This window comes from Usitatibacter rugosus (assembly GCF_013003965.1).
Lineage (GTDB): Bacteria > Pseudomonadota > Gammaproteobacteria > Burkholderiales > Usitatibacteraceae > Usitatibacter > Usitatibacter rugosus.
In genome coordinates this window covers 1,079,458-1,099,442 of sequence record NZ_CP053069.1, presented here as the reverse complement: position 1 = coordinate 1,099,442, position 19,985 = coordinate 1,079,458, and the positions used below count along the sequence as shown (strand labels likewise).

At 65.7% G+C, this 19,985-nt stretch carries 23 protein-coding genes; 8 read left to right on the top strand and 15 right to left on the bottom strand.

Translation table 11 applies throughout. The features are described 5' to 3' along the window. Both DSM104443_RS05600 and DSM104443_RS05595 read right to left on the bottom strand, forming a co-directional pair. Positions 1-849 carry a CPBP family intramembrane glutamic endopeptidase gene (locus DSM104443_RS05600; protein WP_171090258.1) on the bottom strand — a complete coding sequence of 283 codons (849 nt, stop codon included), beginning with the start codon at positions 847-849 and terminating at the stop codon, positions 1-3. Then, complete coding sequence (locus DSM104443_RS05595; RefSeq protein WP_212756970.1) at positions 846-2,105, bottom strand: LVIVD repeat-containing protein; 1,260 nt, start codon at positions 2,103-2,105, stop codon at positions 846-848. Before DSM104443_RS05595 ends, DSM104443_RS05600 begins: the two co-directional genes overlap by 4 nt. Positions 2,106-2,167: 62 nt before the next feature. Here DSM104443_RS05595 and DSM104443_RS05590 point away from each other — a divergent pair, with 62 nt between their 5' ends. Next, positions 2,168-2,467, top strand: coding sequence for a hypothetical protein (locus DSM104443_RS05590; protein ID WP_171090256.1), 300 nt, complete (start codon positions 2,168-2,170; stop codon positions 2,465-2,467). Between the two features lie 6 nt (positions 2,468-2,473). Here the strand turns inward: DSM104443_RS05590 and DSM104443_RS05585 are convergent, their stop codons facing one another. Next, positions 2,474-3,223, bottom strand: coding sequence for an SDR family NAD(P)-dependent oxidoreductase (locus DSM104443_RS05585; protein ID WP_171090254.1), 750 nt, complete (start codon positions 3,221-3,223; stop codon positions 2,474-2,476). Between the two features lie 115 nt (positions 3,224-3,338). Here DSM104443_RS05585 and DSM104443_RS05580 point away from each other — a divergent pair, with 115 nt between their 5' ends. Further along, entirely contained in the window at positions 3,339-3,695 is a 357-nt protein-coding gene (locus DSM104443_RS05580; RefSeq protein ID WP_171090252.1) for an ArsR/SmtB family transcription factor, read from the top strand. 168 nt (positions 3,696-3,863) lie between these two features. Continuing rightward, the gene (locus DSM104443_RS05575; RefSeq protein WP_171090251.1) at positions 3,864-5,060 is read left to right on the top strand and encodes a vanadium-dependent haloperoxidase; all 1,197 of its coding nucleotides are present in this window, start codon (positions 3,864-3,866) and stop codon (positions 5,058-5,060) included. Here DSM104443_RS05575 and DSM104443_RS21720 read toward each other — a convergent pair. The 10 genes from DSM104443_RS21720 to DSM104443_RS05525 form a co-directional block, all read right to left on the bottom strand. Further along, positions 5,057-5,548: a hypothetical protein gene (locus DSM104443_RS21720; RefSeq protein ID WP_212756968.1), complete on the bottom strand. Its 492-nt coding sequence runs from the start codon at positions 5,546-5,548 to the stop codon at positions 5,057-5,059. The two genes, DSM104443_RS05575 and DSM104443_RS21720, sit on opposite strands and share 4 nt — an antisense overlap. Beyond that, positions 5,545-5,931, bottom strand: coding sequence for a RidA family protein (locus DSM104443_RS05565; protein ID WP_171090249.1), 387 nt, complete (start codon positions 5,929-5,931; stop codon positions 5,545-5,547). Before DSM104443_RS05565 ends, DSM104443_RS21720 begins: the two co-directional genes overlap by 4 nt. A 2-nt stretch (positions 5,932-5,933) precedes the next feature. Then, complete coding sequence (locus tag DSM104443_RS05560; RefSeq protein ID WP_171090247.1) at positions 5,934-6,542, bottom strand: DUF2306 domain-containing protein; 609 nt, start codon at positions 6,540-6,542, stop codon at positions 5,934-5,936. 25 nt (positions 6,543-6,567) lie between these two features. Next, on the bottom strand, positions 6,568-6,813 hold the full coding sequence (locus DSM104443_RS05555; protein ID WP_171090245.1) for a DUF1653 domain-containing protein: 246 nt from the start codon (positions 6,811-6,813) through the stop codon (positions 6,568-6,570). Further along, entirely contained in the window at positions 6,810-7,166 is a 357-nt protein-coding gene (locus DSM104443_RS05550) for a hypothetical protein (protein ID WP_171090243.1), read from the bottom strand. The genes DSM104443_RS05555 and DSM104443_RS05550 overlap by 4 nt, the downstream gene beginning before the upstream one ends. A gap of 34 nt (positions 7,167-7,200) precedes the next feature. Next, complete coding sequence (locus DSM104443_RS05545; protein ID WP_246232527.1) at positions 7,201-8,145, bottom strand: ABC transporter ATP-binding protein; 945 nt, start codon at positions 8,143-8,145, stop codon at positions 7,201-7,203. 107 nt (positions 8,146-8,252) lie between these two features. Further along, positions 8,253-9,227 carry an ABC transporter ATP-binding protein gene (locus DSM104443_RS05540; protein WP_171090239.1) on the bottom strand — a complete coding sequence of 325 codons (975 nt, stop codon included), beginning with the start codon at positions 9,225-9,227 and terminating at the stop codon, positions 8,253-8,255. After that, positions 9,228-10,157: an ABC transporter permease gene (locus DSM104443_RS05535; protein ID WP_171090238.1), complete on the bottom strand. Its 930-nt coding sequence runs from the start codon at positions 10,155-10,157 to the stop codon at positions 9,228-9,230. After that, positions 10,123-11,082 carry an ABC transporter permease gene (locus tag DSM104443_RS05530; RefSeq protein WP_171090235.1) on the bottom strand — a complete coding sequence of 320 codons (960 nt, stop codon included), beginning with the start codon at positions 11,080-11,082 and terminating at the stop codon, positions 10,123-10,125. The genes DSM104443_RS05535 and DSM104443_RS05530 overlap by 35 nt, the downstream gene beginning before the upstream one ends. Positions 11,083-11,091: 9 nt before the next feature. After that, on the bottom strand, positions 11,092-12,888 hold the full coding sequence (locus DSM104443_RS05525) for a peptide ABC transporter substrate-binding protein (protein ID WP_171090234.1): 1,797 nt from the start codon (positions 12,886-12,888) through the stop codon (positions 11,092-11,094). A gap of 111 nt (positions 12,889-12,999) precedes the next feature. On the opposite strand from DSM104443_RS05525, the gene DSM104443_RS05520 reads away from it, so the two are divergent. Further along, positions 13,000-13,461 (top strand): hypothetical protein, encoded by a 462-nt coding sequence (locus tag DSM104443_RS05520; RefSeq protein ID WP_171090232.1) that lies wholly within the window; start codon positions 13,000-13,002, stop codon positions 13,459-13,461. Between the two features lie 37 nt (positions 13,462-13,498). Here the strand turns inward: DSM104443_RS05520 and DSM104443_RS05515 are convergent, their stop codons facing one another. Then, entirely contained in the window at positions 13,499-15,292 is a 1,794-nt protein-coding gene (locus tag DSM104443_RS05515) for a peptide ABC transporter substrate-binding protein (RefSeq protein ID WP_171090230.1), read from the bottom strand. Between the two features lie 61 nt (positions 15,293-15,353). Next, on the bottom strand, positions 15,354-16,898 hold the full coding sequence (locus tag DSM104443_RS05510; protein WP_171090228.1) for an ABC transporter substrate-binding protein: 1,545 nt from the start codon (positions 16,896-16,898) through the stop codon (positions 15,354-15,356). A 128-nt stretch (positions 16,899-17,026) separates the two neighbouring features. Here DSM104443_RS05510 and DSM104443_RS05505 point away from each other — a divergent pair, with 128 nt between their 5' ends. From DSM104443_RS05505 to DSM104443_RS05490, 4 genes are read left to right on the top strand one after another with little or no spacing between them, the layout of a single operon-like run. Beyond that, positions 17,027-18,541 carry a M81 family metallopeptidase gene (locus DSM104443_RS05505; protein WP_171090226.1) on the top strand — a complete coding sequence of 505 codons (1,515 nt, stop codon included), beginning with the start codon at positions 17,027-17,029 and terminating at the stop codon, positions 18,539-18,541. Then, positions 18,523-19,014, top strand: coding sequence for a RidA family protein (locus tag DSM104443_RS05500; protein WP_212756966.1), 492 nt, complete (start codon positions 18,523-18,525; stop codon positions 19,012-19,014). Before DSM104443_RS05505 ends, DSM104443_RS05500 begins: the two co-directional genes overlap by 19 nt. Then, on the top strand, positions 19,011-19,577 hold the full coding sequence (locus tag DSM104443_RS05495) for a GNAT family N-acetyltransferase (protein ID WP_212756964.1): 567 nt from the start codon (positions 19,011-19,013) through the stop codon (positions 19,575-19,577). Before DSM104443_RS05500 ends, DSM104443_RS05495 begins: the two co-directional genes overlap by 4 nt. Beyond that, positions 19,574-19,984 carry a GFA family protein gene (locus DSM104443_RS05490; RefSeq protein ID WP_171090224.1) on the top strand — a complete coding sequence of 137 codons (411 nt, stop codon included), beginning with the start codon at positions 19,574-19,576 and terminating at the stop codon, positions 19,982-19,984. Before DSM104443_RS05495 ends, DSM104443_RS05490 begins: the two co-directional genes overlap by 4 nt. Position 19,985 lies beyond the last annotated feature (1 nt).

Below are 19,985 nucleotides of genomic sequence, written 5' to 3'. Positions count from 1 at the left end.
CTAGCCCCTGGGTTGGCGGCGGAGCAACAAGGCGACGCCCGCGAGGAAGTATCCCACGCAGAGGACGCTGCTCTCCGGGCCTTGGGCTCCGCCCGTCAGCCACCGCTCGCCCACCGTTTCCAGAGACACCAGCAGTGAGGGAATGTGTACATCGATCCCGCTCAGGGGCAGCCCGAAGCCCACGGCGAGCAGCCAGTTCCATCCCGAGTGCCAGCCCATCGGACCGAGGACATTTCCGGATCGGATCGTCCAGCAGCAGCAGAACACGCCGAAGAGGAACAGCGCCGTGAAGTCGAGCAGGTTGTGGCTGCGCGAGAAGTGCAGCAGCGTGAAGAGCGCCGAGCTCACGATCACGCCCGCCACGGCGTTGAATCGCTTCGACAGCACCGTGAGCAGCCATCCGCGAAACAGCAGCTCCTCGACGCTCGACTGCAACGCCAGCGAGAACGCCAGGGCCACGATGACGAGGAGCGAGAACGGCGACGACACTGCCGTTGCGGGACCGGCCACGATGAATCCACCGCAGGCCCAGATCGCCGCGACGAGGCCGAGCATGCTGGCCAGGCCGATCGCGTAGCCCACGCCGAATGTTCGAAGTTTCCCGGGACCGGTGAATCCGATGGCATCCGCGCCACGCTTCTCCACGAACCGCACCCACGCCAGCAGGAGCAGGAGCAACAGGCCGAACGGAACGATCGTGTAGGCAACCAGGCCGATGGGATCTAGCGGGTTGCCCTTCGCATCGATGGCAACGACCTGCTCCAGCATCCACGAGCCCAGCAGCGCTGTGGCGACGACCATCACCAGCGCCCACACGGGCGCCAGCGCGCCGACGATCCAGCTCCTCACGTTCGCGGCGCAATCCGGCGCGCGGCGCCGGTGAGGTCGAGGATGTGCAGGCCGAGCGAGCCGCGGTCCACGATATAGATGTAGCCGCGCTCGTCCACCTCGACGTTGTTGGTGAGCGGGCTGCCCTCGGGGATGAAGTACGCCACCTCGACCGGACGTGCGGGATCGCGGATATCCAGCACGCGAACGCCGGCGTTGAAGTAGGCGATGAAGACGAGCTTGCGGTAATAGATCGGCGCGAAGCTCTCGTTGGACGAATGCGCGCCGAAGCGGCCCTTCGCGCAGAAGTTGCCGCTTTTCTCCGGCACCTCCCAGGTCGCCACGATCGCGGGCTTGGCCTCCGCGGTCACGTCCGCGATCCACACCTTCTGGTGCGCCTCGTTGCAATGCGTGGTGAGCGCTTCGTTCACGATGAGCACGAAGTCGCCCTTGCCGGCCATGCCGGTGAGGGGGAATGTCGTGTGCGCGCCGTACGACGCAGGCAGGTCGAGGCGGCCCACCTGCGGCGAGAGCAGGTTCGCTTCCGTCGGCTCGCGCGGCCCGTCGAGGAGCTTCGCGCGATCGACGATCTGGAGAATGCCGCTGGAGTTCGTCCCATACCCGAAGTAGATGCGGTTGGACCCCGGTTCGGATGCGATGGGGCCATGCAGGCCCGTAGGAACAGGGCCGGTTGCTCCGGGCTGCTGGCCCACGAGACCGAAGTTGCGGATGAACTTCGGCTTCCGGGGATCGGAAAGATCGTAGACCTGCGTCATGCGGCTCGTGCGCCATCCCGGTGCGCCGGAAACGAGGTACGCAATCCCCGTGTCGCACTCCCACCAGCTCTTGTGCGTGTCCGAGAGACCCGAGACGACGGTGCTCGCCTTCACCGGCTTCGTGGGATCACGGACGTCCCACACCTCGTGTGCGGAGTGGCCGAGGGTGCGCAGCAGGTAGCCGTTGCAGTAGCGGGCCATCTGGGCGCCGCCGCCCTCGCCGGGAATGTGCGCGATGAGCTTCGGTGACTTCGGATCGGTCACATCGAGGATGGACGTGCCGTTTTCCTCATTCGTCCTGGTGAGTGGATTGACGGCCCGCCCGCCGTGATGGCCCACGAACGCGATCCAGCGGTCGCCGATCTTGTGGATGATCGGCTGGTAGCTCGATCGGCCCTGCAGGCTGTGCGTGCCGACGAGCTCCACACCGCGGGATTCGTGGGCATTCGCCTCGAACCCGACGGCGGCCAACGCGAAGACGATGGAGGCGAAACGGACCATGCGGGATTCTTGCACGGCTTCGGCGATGGCATGATGGAAGCCCAACCGCCGCGGGGAACCCCATGAGCACCACACGCCTGATCGCAACGATCGCCACCGCCCTCGCCCTTCCGGCCGCCGCGGCCACGCAGCCCGCTGCCGAGCGCATCTGCCGCATCGACATCGATGCGAAGGGTTCCCGCGTGGCGAAATGCGGGCCCGCGGATGCGAAGCCCGAGGCGAAGGCGAAGAGACCTGACACCACCGCCGCGTCCGTCGATTGCAGGACGGTCACGAAGGCGGCGGACAAGCTCCTGTGCCTGGCCGCGCAGCAGGGCGCGCCGGAACCCGACGCGCCCGCACCCGGCAACGAGATCGGCTGAACTACTTCAGCGGAACCCGCCCGACGCGCCGATCCGCTCGCCCGTCAGCCACCGGGAATCGTCCGAGGCCAGGAAGACCGCGACGCGCGCGATGTCCTCCGGCTGCCCGATGCGGCCGAGCGGCGTCTGGGAGACCATGTACTTCTCCATGTCGCTGCCGATGATGCCGGCCGTGTGGGTGCCTTCCGTCTCGACGCCGCCCGGGGCGATCGTGTTCACGCGGATCTTGCGCGGCGCCAGCTCCTTGGAAAGGGTTCGGGTCACCGAATCCATGGCGCTCTTGGTGGCCGAGTAGACGACCGCGTTCGGGAGCGACATCTCGCTCACGACGGAGCTGATGTTGATGACGCTACCGCCCTCGCCATTGAAGAGGCCCAGCGCCTCGCGGGTCGCGAGCACGGTGCCCAGCACGTTGGTGTTGAACTGGCGGTGGAATTCCTTCTCCGTCACGTTTTCGAGCGGGTCGAACTGGTAGACGCCGGCGTTGTTCACCAGCACGTCCAGGTGCCCGTAGGCCTTCTTGGCCTCGGCGAAGATCTGCTTCACACCGCTTTCGGTGGCGACGTCGCCTTTAACCGCGATGGCCTTGCCGCCGGCCGCCTCGATCTCCTTCACGACCTTGTCCGCGCCGGCCTGGCTGGACGAGTAGTTCACGACCACCGACGCGCCTTCCGCGGCGAGGCTCCGTGCGATGCCGGCCCCGATGCCCTTGGAGGCTCCGGTGACGATGGCGACTTTCCCTTTGAGTTTGCCCATGATCTTGCTCCTGAGTTGGTTGGATGTTCCTGTAGTTCGGGTTTCTTGAACTACCGGATAACGGGACAATATGGGATGATAGAACCCAAGTCAAGGCCTTTTTGAAACGATCGCTATGAAACCCCTGATCCACCCCGCCGCCGCCGATGTGACCGTCGAGGGGATCCTCCACGCCCTTTCCGACCCGGTGCGGGTGGAGCTCTTCGCGCGCCTGGCCTGCGTCGAGGCCCCGCAGACCTGCTCGGGCGTCATGGGCGAATGCGGCGCCAACGTCCCCAAGTCCACCCTCTCCCAGCACTTCAAGGTGCTGCGCGACGCGGGGCTCATCCGCAGCGAGCGAAGGGGCGTGGAGATGCTCAACACCAGCCGGATGGAAGAGGTCGAGCGCCGCTTCCCCGGCCTGCTGCCGGCGATCCTCGCCGCGCACAAGGCGCAGACCCGCGGGGCTGCGGCCAGGGCCCGGCGCCGCTAGGCCATTCCGGCGGGTCGGAACATCGGGTAGGGATCCGGGACGTTCGGGTAGGACGGTCGGTGGGAGGCGGACCTATGCTTCGCGTCCCTAACAACCCGAACCGCAACCTCGTCTTCCCCGCGAAGCTCGCCCCCGAGAGCTTGAATCGGGGGGCGGGGAATCCACCCCATGAAGAAGATCGTCGTCGCAACCCTCCTCGCCCTCGGCGCGGCTACTCCCGCCCGGGCCGATGTCATCACCGACTGGAACAACAAGACCTCCGACCTGATCGGCGAAGCCAAGCTCGGCACGCCGCCCGCCGTGCGCGCCATGGCGCTCGTGCAGACCGCCACCCATGAAGCGGTGAAGGCCGTCGGACCCTCCGCATCCCTGGATGCTGCCGTCGCCGCCGCCAACCGCGCCACACTCCTGAAGACGATGCCCGCCGTGGCGCCGTCCATCGAAGCGGCCTACCAGGCGGCACTCGCGAAGATCGCCGACGGCGACGCGAAGAATGCCGGCATCGCGATCGGCGAGAAGGCCGCCGCGAACGTGCTGGCGTCGCGATCCGACGACATGCCCGCCGGACCGGAGACCTATCGTCCCCACACGACGCCGGGCACGTACGTCCCGACCGCGGGCGTGGCCGTGCCGCTCTGGCCGCAACGCAAGCCCTGGGCGATGGCGAGCGCCTCGCAGTTCCGTCCCGGCCCGCCGCCCGCGATGACGAGCGACGAGTGGTCGCGCAACTACAACGAGATCAAGGCGCTGGGCGGCCGTGTCAGCACGCAGCGCACGCCCGAGCAGACCGACATCGCCAAGTACTGGGAGTATTCGCTGCCGTCGATCTACTGCGGCGCGCTGCACTCCGTGGCCAACCAGCCCGGCCGCACGCCCGCGCAGAACGCCCGCCTCTTCGCGGCCGCTTCGCAGGCGATGGACGATGCGCTGATCGCGATCTTCGATGCCAAGTACCACTACAACTACTGGCGCCCCGTCACCGCGATCCGCAACGGCGATCGTGATGGGAACGACGCGACCGAGCGCGAAGCCTCCTGGGCCCCGCTGGTCGACAACCCGATGCACCCCGAGTACCCGAGCGGGCACGGCGTACTGGCTGGCGCGGTGGGTGCTGTCCTGAAGGCGGAGCTCGGCACCGGCGCGGTCCCGATGCTGGTCACGTCGAATCCTTCGCTCAAGGGCGCGACGCGGCAGTGGTCCAGCGTCGATGCGTTCGTGAACGAGATCGGCAACGCCCGCGTGTGGGGCGGCCTGCACTACCGCTTCTCGGTGGATACCGCCGCCGCGATGGGCAAGCAGATCGGCGAGCTCACCGTGAAGCGCGTCTCGACGCGCGTGGCGCTCCGGGATTCCTCGGGGAGCTAGCGCACCCGGGTCAGCTCGAAGAACACGTCGCCGGGCACGGGGGGGTACAGCTTCATGCTGTCCCCCTTCAACACCATCCTGGCATCGGCGACCGTGTGCTCGATCACGAAGTCCGTGGTCAGTCCCTGGCAGTTCTTCCCGTTGTTGCCCTTGAGGTCACGCTGGCTCAACACGAGCTGACCGCCCTGGGTCTGGACGAAGTAGCGGCCGGTGAGGGATTGCTCGCCGCTACCCATGAGCGTGGTCCCGTCGGGGCGGAAGTCGATCGTGCCCGCGCAGCCCGGCATCACTTCCGGCGAGCTGTCCTTGCCGATGCCCTTCATCGCCCAGAGTCCGACGATCGACGGCGGCGTGTTCGCGGCCACCGGCACTGGCGCTGGAGCCGCTGCGGGTGCGGGTGCGGGTGCGGAAACAGCAACAGGTGTGGGAGTCGGGGCAGTGGCACAACCCGCCATCACCACCAGGACCAGCAAGCACTTCCGAATCATGCCTTCTCCTTCAATGCGGTCACTTCGATCTCGATCCTCATGCGCGGATCGGCCAGCCCGGCGCAGATCATCGTGGCGGCGGGGCGGACGTCACCCAGGTATTTTCGCAGGATCGGCCAGGTCGCCTCGAACTCGGCGGCGTTCGGAAGAATGTAGTGCACGCGCACGACGTCCTTCAGGCTCGCATCCGCCTGCCTGAGCGCCGACTCGATGTTCTTCATGCATTGCTCGGCCTGCTCGACGACCCCTTCGGAGATCGTCATCTTCGAATAGTCGAAGCCCGTGGTGCCGGAGACGAAGATCCAGTCTCCCACGACGACCGCTCGCGAGTAGCCGATCTGCGCTTCGAACGTGGACCCGGATGAGATGAGCCTTCTTGCCATGTCTACCTCGAAGGGGCCGGCGAGATGCTTCGTGAACGCACGAACCACTCGGCGACCAGCAGGTTGGGAACCCAGCAGAGCCAGGCGATTGCGGAGTATGCGGTGCCCATCGGCAACGCGGCGATCATGCTTGCGGGAAGATAGATGCGCAGCGTCACCGCGGCCAGGGTCAATGCGTAGCTGCGGATCATCCACGCGCGGTGCTGCTCGAAGTTGCGATCGCGGATGTGGCGATACGCGTTGAAGGTGCTCGCGAGCCAGGCCACGGCCAGGAGCCCGAATCCCCACTGCGCGACCGGTCCGGCCGTCGAGTTGATCGCGAGGACAAGTCCCGCGGTTCCTCCGGCGAGGACTGCCGCGATATAGATGCGGCCCAACCACCGATGGGTTGAAAGGAAGCGCGAACGAAGTCCCGCGTGAAGCTGGAAAGCGCCGATGGCCATGGCGATTCCGCCGCCCAGGAAGTGCGCCAGGACGAGCAGTGGGCGCTGCTGGAAGTGGACCTGCACCAGCTCCGGCCTGAAGGACGGAAGCGCCACGAGCGCGAACGCGTAAGCCGCGACCAGCAACGCCAGCGACGTCATGATCCACCAGCCGGCCGTGCGCATCATGTTCCTCCCGCCATCTGACGTCGGTCTACCTCTCCGCGTTCCCGGGAACCGGTGCGAACCGGGGCTGCATGCGGCCGTCGTGCTCGATCTGCTCGAAGAACATTTCGTAGGGCCGCACCCACAGACCCGTCTGGTTGTAGAGCGGCCGGTAGAGGACGAGCGGCTCCAGCGTCTCGCTATGCCTCGCCACGCCGACGACTTCGTACTCACCACCTTTGTAGTGGCGGTATCGACCGAGGCGCGGTTGGGGAAGCGGAGGAAGGTCGTTCACGCTTCCTCGCCTCCTCGTGGCCTGCGGGTGAAGAGCTTCGGGTTGCTGCCATGAAACAGCAGCGCGTCCGATTGCGGATCGTGCTCGATCTCGAGAGCGTTGAATCCCTCTCCATCCTTCTCGCCCCTCACACGGAGGCGAACCCGGGAACCGTGGATCCAATAGGTGCAACGCATCACGGAGACCGCGGTGGTCGCTTTGTCGAGCGTCGTGATGCGGCACGAGCGATCGGCCCACAGCTCCACCGTGACGCTGGCGTCGGGATCGTTGAGGCCGAATGCGGCGACATCGGCGGCATTCGCTACCGGAGCGAGCGCGGTCAGGAGGGTGGCCAGGGCAAGGTGTCTGCGCATGCCCGAATTCTACGTCGGCGGAACGCTCGAAGTGCTACTTGCCCCGGAAGTGGCAGGCGACCCAATGCCCCGGGTCTGACGGCTCCAGCACCGGCACTTCTTCCCTGCACTTCGGGAACTGCCGGATGGGGCAGCGCGTGTGGAAGTGACACCCGGTCGGCGGATTGATCGGGTTCGGCACATCGCCTTCGAGAACGATTCGCGCGCGCTTGTGCGAAGGGTCCGGGATCGGCACCGCGGAGAGCAATGCCTCCGTGTACGGGTGCAGCGGGTTGCGATAAAGATCGCTCGCTGGTGCGATCTCGACGATGCGCCCGAGGTACATCACCGCAACGCGCGTGCTGATGTGCTCGACCACGGAGAGGTCGTGCGCGATGAAGAGGTAGGTGAGGCCGAACTTGCCCTGCAGGTCTTCCAGCAGGTTGATCACCTGCGCCTGGATCGAGACGTCGAGCGCGGAGACCGGCTCGTCGCAGATGATGAGCTTCGGCGAGACGGCCAGCGCGCGGGCGATGCCGATCCGCTGCCTTTGCCCGCCGGAGAACTCGTGCGGGAAGCGACGACGGTAGTCCGGATTCAACCCCACGGCTTCCAGCAGCTCGACAACCCGCGCGTCATGCTCGGTGGAATTCTTCGCCAGGCCGTGGACGACGAGCGCCTCGCCGATGATCGCGCCCACCGTCATGCGCGGGTTCAGCGACGCGAACGGGTCCTGGAAGATGATCTGCATGTCGCGGCGCAGGTTGCGGAGCTCCTCCGCCTCCAGCTTCGTGACGTCCTTGCCCTCGAACCACACCTCGCCGCCCGTCGGTTCGATGAGCCGCAGGATGCAGCGGCCCGTGGTGGACTTGCCGCATCCGGATTCGCCGACGAGGCCCAGCGTCTCGCCCGCCTGGATGTCGAAGGAGACGCCATCGACGGCATGAACGCGCTCGACTTCCCGCGCGAAGATCCCGCCCTTCAGCGGGAAGTGCTTCACGAGATTCCGGACGCTGAGGAGTGGGGCTGGATCCCCGCCTTCGCGGGGATGACCATCAGGGGAATGGGGATGACGATCCTGGGACGAGGGAGGACGCGTCGTGTCGTTCATGCGAGGATGCACGCCGCTTTGTGGCCCGGGGACACTTCACGCAGCTCCGGCGTCGCTTCCGTGCATTGGGGCAGCGCCTTCGGGCAGCGCGGAGCGAAGCGGCAGCCGACCGGCGGATTGATCAGGCTCGGCACCGTCCCCTTGATGGCCTCGAGCTTCTGCTTCTGCGTGGCGGCGAGATCGATGCGCGGGATCGAGCGAATCAATCCCTGCGTATAGGGGTGGCGCGGGTCGCGGAAGAGATCCTCGACCGTCGCCTCTTCGACCACCTTGCCGGCGTACATCACGACCACGCGCTGTGCGGTCTCCGCGATCACGCCCATCGCATGCGTGATGAGCATGACCGCCATGCCGAGCTCCGCCTTGAGCTCGTTCAGCAGGTCGAGGATCTGCGCCTGGATGGTGACGTCGAGCGCCGTCGTGGGCTCGTCCGCGATCAGCAGCTTCGGCTTGCAGGCGAGCGCCATCGCGATCATCACGCGCTGGCGCATGCCGCCCGAGAACTGGTGCGGGTAGTCGCGCACGCGCCGCTGCGGGTTGGGGATCTTCACCAGTGCCAGCATCTCGGCCGCACGGTCCATCGCGGCCTTTCGCGACAGGCCCTCGTGCAGCCGCAGGACTTCCGCGATCTGGTCGCCCACGGTGTACACGGGGTTCAGCGACGTCATCGGCTCCTGGAAGACGATGGCGATCTCCTTGGCTCGCAGAGAGCGCATCTCGGCGTTGGTCGCCTTCACGAGGTCCTTGCCGCGCCAGAGGATCTCGCCGGCCACGATCCGCGCGGGCGGCATCGGCACCAGCTTCATCACCGTGAAGGCCGTCACCGTCTTGCCGCAGCCCGACTCGCCCACGACGCCGAGCGTCTCGCCTGCGTCCACATGCATGCTTACCCCGTCGACCGCCTGCACCACGCCATCGTCCGTGGAGAAGTGTGTCTTGAGGCCGCGGATCTCGAGGAGGTGGCCGCTCATCTAGAGCACCCGGCGGGGATCGAGCGCGTCGCGCAGCCCGTCGCCCATGTAGTTGATCGAGAGCACGGTGAGGAAGATCAGCGTGCCCGGGAAGAGCGCGTAGTGCGGCGCGATGTCGAGGTAGTCCTTGGCGTCGAAGAGCAGGCGCCCCCACGTGGGGATGTCCGGGGGGAAGCCCAGGCCGAGGAAGGAGAGCGTGGACTCCGCGATGATGGCCGCGGCCACGTCGATGGTGCCCGCGACGATCACCGGTCCCAGCGCGTTGGGCAGGATGTGGCGGAGCACGAGGCGCATCGGCTTCGCACCTAGTGCACGGGCTGCTTCGACGAACTCCTTCTCCCTCAGCGAGAGAAACTGCGCGCGAACGAGCCGCGCTACCGGCATCCAGCGGAAGCCGCCGATCACCGCCACGATCAGGATGAAGATCCCCAGCTCCGCGCCGAACACGTTCTTCAGGGAATCGCGGAAGAGATAGATCAGGAGGAGCAGCAGCGGAAGCTGCGGCAGCGAGAGGAAGAGATCCGTGAGCCACATCAGCGCCACATCCACCTTGCCGCGCGCGTACCCTGCGAGCGCCCCGACGGCCGTGCCGACGATGATCGCGATCGACATCGCCGCGATGCCCACCGCGAGCGAGATGCGGCCGCCGTAGATCATCCGCGCGAGGAGATCCTGCCCGAGGTCGTCGGTGCCGAACGGATGCTTCCACGACGGGCCCTTCAGGCGCGCGGAGAAGTCGATCTCGTTGATGGGCACCCTCCAGAGCCACGGGCCCAGCAGCACGGCGAACACGATCAGCAGCAGGATCACGCCGCCCACCACCGCGAGCTTGTGCTTGCGGAAGCGCCGCCACGCCTCGCGCCACGGGCTGAAGTGTCGCGGCGCCGCCGGCAGGCTAACGGTAGGCGATGCGGGGATCGAGCCAGCCATAGAGGATGTCGGCGAGGAGGTTGAAGAGGACCACGAGGCAGGCGAACACGAACGTCACCGCCATGATCACCGGCGTGTCGTTGGCGAGGATGGCGCTGATCAGGAGCGATCCGATCCCCGGCACGCGGAAGATCTGCTCGGTGACGATGGCGCCACCGAAGATCGTCGGCATCTGCAGCGCCACCAGCGTGACCACCGGGATCAGCGCGTTGCGAAGTGCGTGCTTGATGACCACCACACGCTCGGAAAGGCCTTTGGCGCGGGCTGTCGTCACGTAATCGAGGCGAATCACATCGAGCACCGCGGAGCGCACGTAGCGGGTCCACGAGGCCGCCTGGAAGAGCCCCAGCACCGCCACCGGCATGATCGACTGCTTCAGGTGCTCGAAGAAGAATCGCCACCCGGTCTCCGCAATGTCCGCCCGGTATACGAATGGCAGCCAGTCGAGGTAGATGCTGAAGAACAGGATGAACAGGATGCCGGTGAAGAACGTCGGCAACGAGAACCCGATGAACGCGAACGTGTTCGCGATCTGGTCGAATATTGAGTACGGTCTTGTGGCTGCGATCACTCCGATCGGGATGGCGATCAGGAGCGCCAGGAGCTGCGAGGAACCGATGATGATGAGCGTGGTGGGCAGCCGCTGCATGATCAGCTTGTCCACGTCCACGCGGCTCGCGAACGAGAAGCCCCAGTCGCCCTTCACCATCGCCTTGGCCCAGCGCGCGTAGCGCACGGGCACCGGATCATCCAGCCCGAACTGCTTGCGCAGGTTCTCGCGAACCTCGGGCGGCACGTTCGGGTTGGTGGCGAGCTCCTCGAAGGGGTCGCCGGGCGCCAGCGCCAGCACCGTGAACAGCACGACGCTGATCCCGATGAGACTCGGGATGGCGATGAGCAGGCGCCGAAGGAGGTACTTGCCCATCGCCCCTTCTCAGCCTTCCCGGAACCAGTCCTTGATGAAGGCCGTGTCGTTATCCCAACCGGTGAGCGGCAGCCGCATCTTGTTGGAGACGGCGTGCACGGCCGGGCGGTTCACGAGCGGGTAGATCGCGCGGTTCTTGACCAGGTTCTCGTTCATCTCGACGAACATCGCCGAGCGCTTCACCGGGTCCAGCTCGGCCTCGGCCTGGCGGAAGATCTTGTCGAAGTCCGCGTTGATGTAGCGCGTGATGTTGCGGCCCTGCCACTTGTTCTCCTTGGTGGACGCTTCCCACGAGCAGAACTGGTTGATGAAGATCTCGGGGTCGGGCTGCGTCTGCGTGGTCTGGTACATCTGGACGTCGCAGAAGAACTTCGTGTACGTGTCCACGTTGGCCACGTCCGACGAGAAGAAGACGGAGGCGACCACCTGCTTCAGCTCGAGGTCGATGCCCACCTTCGTGCACGCCTGCTTGATGATCTGCTGGACCTTCTGGCGCGGCGCGTTGATGGAGGTCTGGAAGACGTACTTGAGCTTCTTGCCGTCCTTCGCGCGGATGCCGTCGGAGCCCTTCTTCCAGCCCGCCGCCTCGAGGATGGCCGCGGCCTTGTCCGTGTTGAACTCGAACTTGTTGTCCTTCGAGGCGAAGCGCGTCGGCTGGTTCACGAAGTTGCGCGTGGAGATGCCGGTGCGGCCGTAGATGTGCTGCTGGATCGACACGCGGTCGATGAGGAGCGTGAAGGCTTCCCGCACGGCCGGATCGGTGAGCGAGGGGTGCTTGCTCTTCAGGCTCGCGCGCTCGCCTTCCACCTCGTTCCACGGGTCGGTGTAGTTCAGCTGCACCATCTCGAGACCGCCGCCCGGGACGATGTTCACCTTGCCCTTGCCGCCGGCTTCGAGGCGCAGGAGGATCTCGTCCTCCACCTGCATGTTCCACGCATAGTCGAACTCGCCCGTCTGCAGCACGGCGCGGGCGGCCGAGACCGCGTCACCGCCGCCTTTCATCTCGAAGGCATCGAAGTGCGGGCGGTTCGCTTCGTGGTAGTTCGGATAGATCTTCCCGGACACGAGGTCGCCGGGGCGGAAGTCCACGAAGAGATACGGACCGGTGCCCACGGGCTTCAGGTTCGCGGGCGCGTCACGCGATTTGGCGCCCGAGAATGCCTCGAAAAGGTGCTTGGGGATGATGCAGCCGCGCGTGCCCACGAAGGGATCGGCCCAGAACGGTGTCGGCTTGTTGAACGTGACCTTGACCGTGTGGCTGTCGATCTTCTCGACCTTGTTGTCCTTGTAGCTGCTGATTGTCGTACACGCGGTGGCGGGATCGGACGCATACGCGTGGTTGAAGATGACGTCATCGGCGGTGAACGGCTTGCCGTCGTGCCAGGTGACGCCCTTCTTGAGCTTCCACGTGACCGTCTTGCCGTCCTTCCCGACGCCGCCGTTGGCGAGGCTCGGGATCTCCGCCGCGAGGAGCGGAACCAGGTTGCCGTCGCCATCCCAGGCGGCCAGCGGCTCGTAGAACATGCGGGAGCCGTACTGGTCCTTGGTGCCCGTGGCGAAGTGCGGATTGAGGAGCGTGGGCCCCTGCCACATGAGGAGCTTCACCACGCCGCCGCCGCCCCGCTTGGTCGGCTTGTAGGCAAAGCTGCCATACGCCTGTGCATTGGCGACGCCGGAATGCATCAGGATGGTGCCGGCCATCGGGACCGAAAGGCCCGCGCCGATCATGTAGTGGATGAATTCCCGGCGAGAGATGCGTCCTTCACGGACGTCTTCGACAAGGCCACGGATGTCTTGCTCGTTCATGGTCAACCCCCATTGACTGGATGAACTACGGATGCGCCTGGTGCGTCAGGCGGGCAAAACTTACTCTAGCCTGACGATGTATCGTGGCGCAACAACAAACGGGTGAAATCGATGATTCCCACCGTCCGGACGTTCCAGGTGCTCGTCGTCGTCAACTGGCTCGCATTCATGGCGATCGATTTCGTGCCCATGGCTTTCTTCACGTCGAACGATCGGATCCTGGAGTTGATCGCACTCGACGGCGTCGGATCCGCGCTCGGCTCGGGAATGACCCAAGCGGTCTTCTGGGCCAATGTCCTCCTCGCGTCCATCGCGGCGCTGGGCATGCTCTTCTTCCAGGGCTGGGCGCGAACCCTGTTCCTGGTTCTCCTGGTCGCCAACCAGGTTGGAACGCTGTTCTTTGGCGTGCGCGTCAGTCACCCGACCCAGGCATTCGCGGGCGGGATCATGGGGATGACGGACGGAATGACCATCCTGCTTGCGTACCTGCAGCCGCTCTCGAAGTACTTCGAGCAGCGCGACGCCGGAACCGAGCCGCCGCCACCCGATCCCGACGAAGTGATTCTTCGGTAGACCTCCCGGGGAATAAAGGGGTCTGACCCCTTTATTCTCAGGCTTCTCGGTACCAATCCTTCAGCAGCGCGGTCTGGTTGTCCCAGCCGCTGATGTGGGGCTTCAGCTTCGTGACGTGGGCCGAGACCTGCGGGCGGTTCACGATCGGGATCACCGCGCAATTCTCGATCAGCATGTCGTTCATGCGAATGAACATGGCGGCACGCTTCACCGGGTCCAGCTCGGACTCCGCGGTCTTGTAGAGCTTGTCGAAGTCCGCGTTCACCCAGCGCGACTGGTTGCGCCCCAGCCACTTGTTCGACTTCTGCGCCACGTCCCAGGACACCCACTGCGTCATGAAGAGCTCGGGATCGGGCTCGGACATGTTGGTGTTGTACATCTGCAGGTCCGCGAAGAACTTGGTGTACGTGTCCGGGTTGGCGACGTCGGACGAGAAATAGACCGAAGCGACCACCGCCTTCAGCTCGATATCCATGCCCGCCTTCTGGCACGCCTGCTTGATGATCTGCTGGCACTTCTGGCGCGGCGAGTTGATCGAGGTCGTGAAGACGAACTTGAGCTTCTTGCCGTCCTTGGCGCGAATGCCGTCGGAGCCCTTCTTCCAGCCCGCACCCTCGAGGAGGGCGTTGGCCTTGTCGATGTTGAACTCCCACGTGGTGTTCGCCGACTTGTAGCGGGGTGGATTGTTGATGAAATTGCGGGTCGCGATGCCCGCTCGTCCGTAGATGTGCTCCTGGATCGAGCCGCGGTCCACGAGCAGGTTCATGGCCGAGCGAACCGCCGGCTCGGTGAGGATCGGATGCTTCGACTTCACGCTCGCCCGCTCGCCGTCCACCTCGTTCCACGGATCCGAGCACTGCATCTGCAGCATCTCGATGCCGGACGTGAGCACGAGGTTCACGCGGCCCTTGCCGCCCTGCTCGAGCTTCTTGAGGATGTCGTCCTCGACCTGCGTGTTCCACGCATAGTCGTACTCGCCGGTCTGCAGCACGGCGCGCGCGGCGGAGACCGCATCGCCACCGCCCTTCAGCTCGAACGCGTCGAAGAACGGCCGATTGTTCTCGTGATAGTTCGGGTTGATCACGCCGCGCACCGAATCGCCTGGCTTGAAGTCCACGAACTTGTACGGGCCGGTGCCGACGGGCTTCAGGTTCGAGGGTGCGTCGCGGGACTTCGCACCCCGGTAGTCGTTGTAGAGATGCTTCGGAATGAGGCAGCCGCGGCGTCCGACGAACGGATCGGCCCAGAACGGCGTCGGCTTGTTGAAGGTGACCTTCACCGTGTGGGCGTCGATCTTGTCCACCTTGCAGTCGCGGTAGGTCGAGATGCTGACGGCCGCAGTGGCCGGGTCAGCGGCGTACTCCCAATTGAAGATGAGGTCATCGGCGGTGAGCGGCGCACCGTCGTGCCACTGCACGCCCTTCTTGATCTTCCACACGACGGACTTGCCGTCCTTGGAGACCGCGCCGTTCTCCAGGCTCGGAATCTCCGCGGCGAGGATGGGGATGAGGTTGCCGTCGTTGTCCCAGGCGGCCAGCGGCTCGTGGAAGAGGCGCGAGCCGTCCTGGTCCTTGGTGCCGGTGGCGAAGTGCGGATTGAGGAGCGTCGGCCCCTGCCACCAGAGCAGCTTCAGCGTGCCGCCGCCGCCGCGCTTGGTCGGCTTGTACTGGAACGCCGGCGTCTGCGCTTGCGCGATGCCCGAGTGAAGCAGCATCTGTGTAGCAATCGGCGCGGTAAGACCGAGGCCCACCATCATCTGCACGAAGCTTCGGCGGGAAACATTCCCGGTACGAACATCCTCGATCAATCCACGCAGCTCTAGCTCGTTCATGACGACTCCACATTAATTGGGGTCAGACCCCATTTTCGGATCAATTAGGGTCTGACCCCAATTACTTTGCCGGGGTGATCATCAGGGCGTTGAAGCGGCGCTGCGCCCGCGGCGTGACCACGAGGCCCTTCTTCGCGGCGAAATCGAAGATGGGATAGAAAACCGGAATCAGCGGCGAATCACCCATGGCGAAGTTGATCGCGCGCGTGAGCTTCTGCTGGCGGATCTCGTCGTCCATCGTGACCAGCGCTTCGGTCAGCAGGGAATCCACGATCGGGTTCGTGTAGCGCGTGCGGTTGGCGGTGCCGAAGCCTTTGGCGGGATCGGCGGTCGCGACGAGGGCCCGCAAGCTGTTGGACGCCTCTTCGGAGCCGTACTGCGCCGCGAACGCGCTGAACTCCTGCTTCGACGCCTTCGTGAAGAACACCGCCCCCGGCAGCACCTCGACCTCCGCCTTGAGGCCGATGCGGGTCCACATCTGGGCGATCACCTGCGCGACGGCGGCATCACCCGGGTAACGGTCGCCCGTGGCGTGCAGGACGATGCGGAAGCCGTCGCCGTAACCCGCCTCCTTGAGAAGCGCCTGGGCCTTGGCGACGTCGTACGGGTCCGCCTTGATGGATTGGCTGGCGCCCGGGTACTTGGCGGGCAGGAGCTGCCCCGCCGGTTCCGCGCTGCCCTCCATCACGCGCTTGCCGATGGCGTCGCGATTGATCGCGAGCGAGAGCGCCTTGCGGACGCGCGGGTCCTTGAGCGGGTTCTTGCCGAGCGGCTTGCCATCCTTGGCGGTCACGAAGGGCGATTCGTCCCGCGCGGAATCCAGCGCCACGTAGTGGACGAGCGCCGCGGTGCCGCGGAAGATCGCGAACTTCCCGTCCTTGCGCAGGCGCTCGAGGTCGGCGATCGGCACCGCGTCGATGGCGTCCACCTCACCGGAGAGCAGCGCGGCCAGGCGCGAAGGATCCCTCGCGATGATCCGCTCCGTGACCTTCGCCCAATCCGGCTTCCTGCCCCAGTACTTGTCGTTGCGCTCGAGCACCAGCCGCTCGCCGCTCACGAACTGCACCAGCTTGTACGGCCCGGTGCCGATGGCGGCCTTGCGCGAGTTGAAGTCCGCCGTGGTCGCGCCCTTGGCCGCCTTCGACGAGATGATGAAGACGTTCGTGAGGTCACCGAGGAAGTTCGGCGTCGGCGCCTTGGTCTTCACGATGATCGTGTGGTCGTCCACCTTCTTCAGGCTCTCGATCGTGCGCGTGAACTGCGCGAACGAATTGGGCGAGTTCGGAACGTTCGGCACGCGATCCACCGTGAAGATCACGTCGTCCGCCGTGAACGGGCTCCCGTCGTGGAAGGTCACGCCCTTCCGCAGCTTCATCTCCCACGTGAGGTCGTCCACCAGCTTCACCGACGTGGCGAGCGAAGGCACCGGCCGCAGCTTGTCGTCGTACACATAGAGCTTGTCGAAGATGTACTCGTGCGACGACACGGTCGGGAACGACGCGAAGAAGTGCGGATCGAGCGTGTTCAGCTCGAGCTTCGTGCCCAGCGTGAGGTTCTGCGCCGCGGCCGCGGTGCAGAAGAGGAAAAGGGCGACGAAAGTTTTCATTCGGCATCATTCCCGCGGAGCCTGCCCCCGAGCGCTTCTGTCGGGGGGCGGGAATCCAGTTGGTTAGAATTGGAGCCAGTCCTCATTCTATCGGTGGATCCCCGCCTTCGCGGGGATGACGAGACAACATGCCCCGAATTGCCTGCGGCGCCTTCATGCTCGAGTCCAACGGACACTCGCCGCTGGCGACCCGCGAGGAATTCGCGGCCAACTTCATCGGCGCGGGCGACGAGCTCCGGGCCGACTGGGAGAGCGAGCACCCGCGCTGCCCCGTGTGCCTCTCCGGTTTCGTGGAGAAGATGACCGCCACGGGCGCGTGGACCCCGCTGCCCCTGTATGCGGCCACGGTCGCGGCCAGCGGTCCCGTGGAGCACGGGTTCTTCCTCGAAGTGGTCGCGCAGCTCGAAGAGCGCCTGCGCAAGGCCATGCCGCTCGATGGCGTCTTCCTGTCCCTGCATGGTGGTGCCATCGGAGAGAAGGAGCCGGATCCCGAAGGCGTCGTGCTCGAGCGCGTGCGGGCCATCGTCGGCAAGGATGTTCCGATCCTCGCGACCCTCGACCTCCATGCCAACGTCTCGGACAAGATGGTGCGCAACGCCGACGTGCTGGTGGGCTACCTGACGAACCCGCACGTGGACATGTTCGATCGCGGCTCCGAGTGCGCGGTCCTGATGCGTGAGCTGCTCACGGGCACGAAGGCCACGGCCGCGATGGTGAAGCTGCCATTCATTCCGCCCTCGGTGGCGCAGAACACCAAGAGCGGCCCTTACGCCGACATCATCGCGTACGGCCAGTCGCGGATCGACAAGCGCGTGATGAACGTCTCGGTCCTGAGCGGCTTCTCGCTCGGCGACTGCGAGAAGAACGGCATGAGCGTCACCGTCACCACCCGCAACGACGCCGCGCTCGCCCGCACCTTGGCGACCGAGATCGCCCGGAAGACCTGGGACGATCGCAAGCGCTACATTCCGCGCCTGACGACGCTCGAAGACGCAACACGAATGGCGAAGGCCTGCGGCGAAGACCCCACGAAGCCCGCCCTCCTCTTCGCCGACGTCGCGGACAACCCCGGCGGTGGCGGCCGCGGCAACACGGTGTGGATCCTCGAATCGTTCTACAAGGCCGGCGTGCAGGGAGCGCTACTCGGCATCGTGAACGACCCCGCCCTCGCCGCCGAAGCGAGGCGCCTCGGCATCGGCGCCAAGTTCCACGCGCGCTTCAACCGCGACGAGACGCATCATCTCTCCGGGAAGTTCGAAGCGGACGCGGAAGTCGTCGGCCTGCACGAAGGCTCGATCATCGGCAAGCGCGGCATTTCCGCCGGCCACACGATCAGCCTCGGGCAGATGGCGCTGCTGAACGTGGGCGGCATCCGCGTCGTCGTCGTCAGCATCCGCCAGCAGTGCAAGGACATCGCCATGTTCGAATGCTTCGGCATCGACATCGCCAAGGCGCGTTCCGTGATCGTGAAGAGCCGCGGCCATTTCCGCGCGGCCTTCGACATCTTCTTCCCCGACGACCGCATCATCGAGGTGGACGTCCCGGGCCTTACCACGCCGATCCTCACCCGAGTTCCGTACAAGAAGGTGCCGCGGCCGATCTATCCGCTCGATCCGGAGATGCAATGGACGCCCGCGCCATGAGCCGCGACACCCGTTTCCAGGAAGCCGCCAAGGCACTGGGCTACTCCTTCGACGGCGAGATCAGGATCGGCGGCAACTACGTGGCGCTCGTCCGCGACGGCGACACGATCTACATCAGCGGCCAGGTTCCGCGGGTCGGCAACGACGTCGTGGTCACGGGACGCATCGGCGCGACGGTCGACCTCCCCCGCGCCCAGCTCGCCGCGAAGATCTGCGTCATGCGGGCGCTCGCACTCCTGCAACGTTCGCTGGGAACACTCGCCGACTTGCGCGCGATCCTGCGCATCACCGTCTACATGCAATGCACGCCGGAGTTCACGCAGCAGAGCGAAGTCGCCGACGGCGCCTCCGAATTGCTTTTCTCGATCCTGGGCGAGGCCGGTGCACACACGCGCACGTCCGTCGGCGTGCAGCAGCTTCCGAAGAACGCATCGGTGGAGCTCGACCTCATCGCGGCCGCCCACCCCAAGTGAAGATCGTCCGCCCCCTCGAAGAGCACCTTCCGAGCTTCATGGCCGCCCTCGAGCAGGGCTGGTCGCCCGACACCACGCGCGGACCGGAAGCCGCGGCGGAAGCGCTCGAAGTCGTCCGCCGCGATCCCGCGAAATTCCTCGAGCGTGCCGTCGACCGCGAAGCCGCCGGCGATCCGGTGAAGCTGCCCGACGGTTCGGTCGTCCCGCGCATCCCGGGGTACAACCACTGGATGTGGGACGGCGAGTTCTGCGGAACCATCGGCTTTCGCTGGCAGCCGGGAGGCGCGGCGTTGCTGCCCCACGTGCTCGGCCACATCGGATACGCCGTAGTCCCCTGGAAGCGGCGCAAGGGATACGCGACCGAGGCGCTTCGCCAGTTGCTCCCGATCGTCGCGCAGGAAGGCCTGCCGTACGTCGAGATCACCTGCGACCCGTCGAACGAACCCTCGATCAAGGTGATCGAAACGAACGGCGGCGTCCTGATCGAGCGCTTCACCAAGCCGGCCCAGTTCGGCGGCAATCCCGGACTCCGCTACCGGATCCACTTCCAGGAGGTCGCATGACGATTCGAGGTGGCTGCCTGTGCGGCGGCATTCGCTACGAGATCGACGGCCCGCTGGGCACGTCGGTGTATTGCCACTGCTCGATGTGCCGCAAGTTCCACGGCTCCGCGTTCCGGGCGCGGCTCTCGGTGCCGAAGACTTCTTTCAAGTTCCTGAAGGGCGAGGAGCTGCTCACGAAGTACCGTTCCTCCGCCGACACCGTGAAGTCGTTCTGCAAGGTGTGCGGCTCGGCGATGGTGAACCAGTGGGACCCGGAGGCGGAGAGCTGGGGCCTCGCGATGGGCTCGCTCGACGACGACCCGGGCGTACGGCCCTCGATGCACATCTTCGTCGGCTCGAAGGCCCTCTGGCACGACATCACCGACGAGCTGCCGAAGTACAAGACCTTCCCGGGGGCGGATGAGTAGC

Excerpts from the sequence above, each read along its gene's own strand:
- DSM104443_RS05595 (WP_212756970.1), bottom strand. The coding sequence starts at position 2,105 with ATGGTCCGTTTCGCCTCCATCGTCTTCGCGTTGGCCGCCGTCGGGTTC.
- DSM104443_RS05590 (WP_171090256.1), top strand. The coding sequence starts at position 2,168 with ATGAGCACCACACGCCTGATCGCAACGATCGCCACCGCCCTCGCCCTT.
- DSM104443_RS05585 (WP_171090254.1), bottom strand. The coding sequence starts at position 3,223 with ATGGGCAAACTCAAAGGGAAAGTCGCCATCGTCACCGGAGCCTCCAAG.
- DSM104443_RS05580 (WP_171090252.1), top strand. The coding sequence starts at position 3,339 with ATGAAACCCCTGATCCACCCCGCCGCCGCCGATGTGACCGTCGAGGGG.
- DSM104443_RS05575 (WP_171090251.1), top strand. The coding sequence starts at position 3,864 with ATGAAGAAGATCGTCGTCGCAACCCTCCTCGCCCTCGGCGCGGCTACT.
- DSM104443_RS21720 (WP_212756968.1), bottom strand. The coding sequence starts at position 5,548 with ATGATTCGGAAGTGCTTGCTGGTCCTGGTGGTGATGGCGGGTTGTGCC.
- DSM104443_RS05565 (WP_171090249.1), bottom strand. The coding sequence starts at position 5,931 with ATGGCAAGAAGGCTCATCTCATCCGGGTCCACGTTCGAAGCGCAGATC.
- DSM104443_RS05560 (WP_171090247.1), bottom strand. The coding sequence starts at position 6,542 with ATGATGCGCACGGCCGGCTGGTGGATCATGACGTCGCTGGCGTTGCTG.
- DSM104443_RS05550 (WP_171090243.1), bottom strand. The coding sequence starts at position 7,166 with ATGCGCAGACACCTTGCCCTGGCCACCCTCCTGACCGCGCTCGCTCCG.
- DSM104443_RS05540 (WP_171090239.1), bottom strand. The coding sequence starts at position 9,227 with ATGAGCGGCCACCTCCTCGAGATCCGCGGCCTCAAGACACACTTCTCC.
- DSM104443_RS05535 (WP_171090238.1), bottom strand. The coding sequence starts at position 10,157 with ATGGCTGGCTCGATCCCCGCATCGCCTACCGTTAGCCTGCCGGCGGCG.
- DSM104443_RS05530 (WP_171090235.1), bottom strand. The coding sequence starts at position 11,082 with ATGGGCAAGTACCTCCTTCGGCGCCTGCTCATCGCCATCCCGAGTCTC.
- DSM104443_RS05525 (WP_171090234.1), bottom strand. The coding sequence starts at position 12,888 with ATGAACGAGCAAGACATCCGTGGCCTTGTCGAAGACGTCCGTGAAGGA.
- DSM104443_RS05520 (WP_171090232.1), top strand. The coding sequence starts at position 13,000 with ATGATTCCCACCGTCCGGACGTTCCAGGTGCTCGTCGTCGTCAACTGG.
- DSM104443_RS05515 (WP_171090230.1), bottom strand. The coding sequence starts at position 15,292 with ATGAACGAGCTAGAGCTGCGTGGATTGATCGAGGATGTTCGTACCGGG.
- DSM104443_RS05510 (WP_171090228.1), bottom strand. The coding sequence starts at position 16,898 with ATGAAAACTTTCGTCGCCCTTTTCCTCTTCTGCACCGCGGCCGCGGCG.
- DSM104443_RS05505 (WP_171090226.1), top strand. The coding sequence starts at position 17,027 with ATGCCCCGAATTGCCTGCGGCGCCTTCATGCTCGAGTCCAACGGACAC.
- DSM104443_RS05500 (WP_212756966.1), top strand. The coding sequence starts at position 18,523 with ATGGACGCCCGCGCCATGAGCCGCGACACCCGTTTCCAGGAAGCCGCC.
- DSM104443_RS05490 (WP_171090224.1), top strand. The coding sequence starts at position 19,574 with ATGACGATTCGAGGTGGCTGCCTGTGCGGCGGCATTCGCTACGAGATC.